Origin of the sequence: Bradyrhizobium sp. Cp5.3, from assembly GCF_000426265.1 — a bacterium.
Classification (GTDB): Bacteria; Pseudomonadota; Alphaproteobacteria; order Rhizobiales; family Xanthobacteraceae; genus Bradyrhizobium; species Bradyrhizobium neotropicale.
The window spans coordinates 1-5,031 of the sequence record NZ_AUFA01000109.1 but is presented as its reverse complement, the minus strand read 5'-3'; the positions used below and the strand labels follow the sequence as shown (position 1 = coordinate 5,031).

The window sequence follows — 5,031 nt, the reverse complement described above, 5'->3', positions numbered from 1 at the left end:
CACGACTCTCAACCCCAGTGGTTCGCAGCCCCAGGGCATTGCCGCCGGCTACTACGGCACCACCGGCGGTCCGGGCACCGTCGGCATCGCCAATAGCAACGTCAACGGCACTGTCACCGTCAACAACAACGGCAACGTCACGGCCGCGGCGGGTTACGGCATCAACGCCTACAATTACGGCAACGGCAATGTAACCGTGAACGAGGCCGCCGGCACCTCCGTCTCCGGCGCGCAATACGGCATCGGCGCCTTCGGTAACAGCAAGGGGACCGGTAGCGTCGCCGTCAATGTCGGGGCCAATGCGACGATCTCGGGCGGCTCGATCTTCGGCATCCAGGCATTCGTCAACGGGGTCGGCAGCGTCAGCGTGACGACTTCGGCAGGCGACTACATCACCGGCGGCAGCTCGGGCATCAACGCGCAGAGCCAGTCGGGCACGGACGACGCCACCAGCAGCGTGAGCGTGATCGCCCACGGGACGATCCATTCCGGAACGCTCCTGACGCCGAATGGCTCGACGCCCGGCGGCATCGTCGCCGGCTACTCCCCCAACGGCTCGAACTCGGCCAACGGCGCCGTCGCGGGCAACGTGCTGGTGCAGAGCGACGCCACGATCGTGGCTGCGGCCGGCTCCGGCATCAACGCCTACAATTATGGCGCCGGCAATGTGACGGTCACCACCGGTGCCACGTCATCGATCACGGGCGCGACCAGCGGCAACCAGGCCAATGGCATCAACGCCAACGCGCTTGATGGCGGCAATGTCAGTGTCACCAACGGCGGCTTCCTGACCGGGGGAACCGGCATCTTCTCGAGCACCAACCATGGTGGCTCCATCACCATCGAGAATGACGGTCAGATCACCGCCACCGCGAACTCCGGCATCAACGCCCAACAGGCAAGTGCCGGGGCGACCGGCTCGGTCACCATCATCAACACCGGGACGGTTGTCGGTGCGGCTAATAGATCCGCGATCAACGTCGCGGAGAACGCCGCCGGAACGGTGACGATCACCAACTCCGGCACCATCGGATCAGTGGCGACAGCGGGCTCGACGCCGGCCATCACCGAGACCGGCGGCTCTACCGTCACCATCAACAACAATGGGCAGATCGACGGCAACGTCTACACCAACTCGACCGGCGGCTTCACAGGCACGTTCAACAACAACGCCGGCGCGACCTGGCTCACCGGCTTCCTCGATGACGAGGGAAGCATCACCGCGTCAGGTGCAGATTCGACTATCGTACTGGTCGGGACCTCGATCGGAATGACGGTCGGCAACAGTGGCACCGGCAATCTGACCGTCGCAGCAGATGCCGCCCTGACTGCCAGTTTCCTCAACATCGCCAATTTGGCCGGCAGCCATGGTACCGTCACCGTGACCGGCCCGGGCTCCACGCTCAACACGACGTCCGGACAATTCCAGAACATCACGGTCGGCAATGACGGTACCGCCTCGCTGACGGTATCCAACCAAGCCGTGGTGACGACCACCAATATGGGCGTCGCGTATAATTTCGATGCCGATGTCACCGACACGCTGACCGTCGATAATGCCACCCTCAATTCAACCCAGGGCCTGACCATCGCCAATAGCGGCACGGCCAACGCCACCGTCAAGAACGGCGGTACGATCACGACCGGCTTCCTGTCCTTGTCGAACAACGCCGGGAGCGCCGGATCGCTGACCGTCGACGGCGCGGGTTCAGTCGTGACCGCCCAAAGCATGTCGCTGGGGTCCGGTTCGACGACAGTGACCATCACGAACGGCGGCGCCGTCGATATCGGCCCCGGAACTTCGACCATCGCGGGTGCCCTTCATATCGGTAGCGCAACTTCGCTGGGCGGCGCCGGCAAGATCAACGGCAACGTCGTTGACGACGGCAATCTCACTGCGGTCGGATTGCTGAACATTACGGGCATCCTGGGTGGATCGGGAACGATCAATATCAACGACGGCGGGACGCTCGAGCTCGCCGGATCCGGCGCCGAGAACGTGTTCTTCACGGGCGGTAACGGCACCCTGATGCTCGACAACGCATTGGGCTTCACCGGAACGATCGCGGGATCTTCCGGAAACTCCGGCAACTTCACCATAGCCGGCCAGGGCAACGTCACGACGGCTGCGGGCGACGCGATCGACTTCACTTCGGGGGGAGGCGCGGTCGGCAGCCAGGCCAATGTCATCGTCACGACCAGCGGGACGATCAGCGGTGCGGTGAACGGCATCAACGCAGTCCAGAACGGTGTTGGCGACGTCACGGTCGACCCGGGTGCGAGCGTGACCGGGCGCGCCGGCGACGGCTTGATTGCGGAGCAGAGCACCACCGGGACCGGCAACGTCACCGTCAACGCGACCGGCAGTGTAACCGGGCAGGGCGCAGGCACGATGGGCCTGCTCGCCGAGAACCTCAACGCGGCCAATGCCGGCAACATCAACGTGACTTCGACCGGCGGCGCCAGCGGCGCGTTTGACGGCATCGATGTCGTCAACAAGGGCAACGGCAATATTTCGGTCGAGGCGGGCGGAGCCGTAGCCGCGACGGTGCAGTTCGGCATTCGCACCGAACAATATGGATCCGGCAGCACATCGGTGGTGATGGACCCCGGCAGCACCATCCATTCCGGCGGCGCAGGTATTGCCGTCATCGATTACGCGACATCGCTGTTAGCGACTGCCAACAGCACGATCACCGTCACCAACAATTCCACCATCAATTCGGGCACGACTCTCAATCCCAGTGGCTCTCAGCCGCAGGGCATTGCCGCCGGCTACTACGGCAACAACGGGACGGCCAACACCGCCATCAACGGCACCGTCACCATCAACAACAACGGCAACGTCACGGCTGCGGCGGGCTACGGCCTCGACGGCTACAATTACGGCAACGGCAATGTGACCGTGAATGACGGGGCCAATACCTCGGTCTCCGGCGCGCAATACGGCATCGGCGCCTTTAACAACAGCAAGGGCAGCGGCAGTGTCGCCGTTAATGTCGGGGCCAACTCTACGGTTTCCGGCGGCTCGATCTTCGGCATCCAGGCATTCGTCAACGGGGTCGGCCGCGTCAGCGTGACGACTTCGGCTGGTGACCAGATCACCGGCGGCAGCTCGGGCATCAACGCGCAGAGCCAGTCGGGCACGGACGACGCCACCAGCAGCGTGACCGTGATCGCCCATGGCACGATCCATTCCGGAACGCTCCTGACGCCGAACGGTTCGACGCCCGGCGGCATCGTTGCCGGCTACTCCCCCAACGGCTCGAACTCGGCCAATGGCGCCGTCGCGGGCAACGTGCTGGTGCAGAGCGACGCGACGATCGTGGCTGCGGCCGGCTCCGGCATCAACGCCTACAATTACGGCGCCGGCAATGTGACGGTCACCACCGGTGCGATTTCATCGATCACGGGGGCCAGCAGCGGCGCCCAGGCCAACGGTATCAATGCCAATACGTTTGCCGGCGGCAACATCAGCGTGACCAACGGCGGTTTCCTGACCGGCGGCACCGGCATCTTCACCGGCGCCGCCCTGGGTGGCTCAATCACCGTCGAGAACGACGGTCAGATCACCGCCACTGCGAACTCCGGCATCAACGTCCAACAGGCCAGCGCCAGCGCGACGGGCTCGGTCAGCATCACCAATACCGGGACGATTGTCGGCGCGGCCAATAAATCCGCGATCAACGTCTCTGAGAACCCATTCGGCACCGTGACGATCAACAACTCCGGCACGATCGGGCTGGCGACGGCGACGTCGACGGCGGCCCTCACCGAGAACGGTGGGGCGGCTGTCATCGTCAACAACAACGGACAGATCTACGGCAACCTTTACACCAACTCGACGGGCGGCTTCACCGGCGCATTCAACAACAATGCCGGTGCGACCTTGCAAGCCAGCTTCATCGATGATGAGGGAAGCGTCACGGCGTCGGGCGCGTTCTCCGTCGTCTCCGTCGGCGGGATGGGTCTTGGCAATACCAACAGCACGGCGTCGTTGAACGTCAACAATGGCGGCGCCATCGTGATCGGAACGGGCACGTCGACCATTGCAAATGCCATTCATATCGGCAGCTCCGCCGGTATCGGCGGTGCCGGCGTGATCAACGGCAACGTCGTCAACGATGGCAACATCGCTGCAAACGGCCTCCTGCACATCACAGGTGCCCTGAGCGGATCGGGGATGCTCAACATCAACAACGGCGGCACGCTCGAACTCGCCGGGTCCGGCGCCGAGAACTTCTTCTTTGGCGGTGGCAACGATACGCTGAAGCTCGACAACGCGCCGGGCTTCACCGGAACGATCGCTGGCTCCGCGGCAAACTCCGGCAATTTCACGATCACCGGCCAGGGCAGCGTCACGACCTCCGCGGGCGACGGTATCGACTTCACCTCGGCGGCCGGTGCGGTCGGCAGCCAGGCCAATGTCATCGTCACGCCCGGGGGGGCCATCTCCGGCGCGGTGAATGGCATCAACGTGGTCCAGAATGGGGTTGGCGACATCGTGGTCAGCCCGAGTGGGAGCGTGACCGGCCAGGCTGGCAACGGCGTGATCGCCGAGCAGAACATCACCGGGATCGGCAGCATCACCGTCAATGCGACCGGCAGCGTGACCGGGCAGGGCACCGGCTCGATCGGCGTGTTCGCCGAGAACCTCGACGCGGCCAACACCGGCAACATCAACGTCACCGCGACCGGCAGTGTCAGCGGCGGGCTCGATGGCATCTATGTCGTCAATCATGGTAGTGGCAACGACTCGATCGAGGCGGGCGCCGTAAGCGCAACCGTGCAGTTCGGCATCCGCGACGAAAGTTACGGCACCGGCAGCATGACGACGCTGACGGACGCCGGCAACACCATCAATTCCGGTGGCGCAGGTATCAGCCTCGTCAGCTTCGCGACATCGATCGGGACCGGCGCCAACAGCGTGATCACGGTCACCAACAACGCCACCATCAATTCGGGCACGACTCTCAACCCCAGTGGTTCGCAGCCCCAGGGCATTGCCGCCGGCTACTACGGCACCACCGG

The 5,031-nt window shown here is 64.2% G+C and carries 1 protein-coding gene; it reads left to right on the top strand.

Going from position 1 to position 5,031, the window contains the following annotated elements; translation table 11 throughout:
• Positions 1-5,031 (top strand): hypothetical protein (locus K289_RS0140430; RefSeq protein WP_027556498.1); only part of this gene is annotated, 5,031 nt, incomplete at both ends.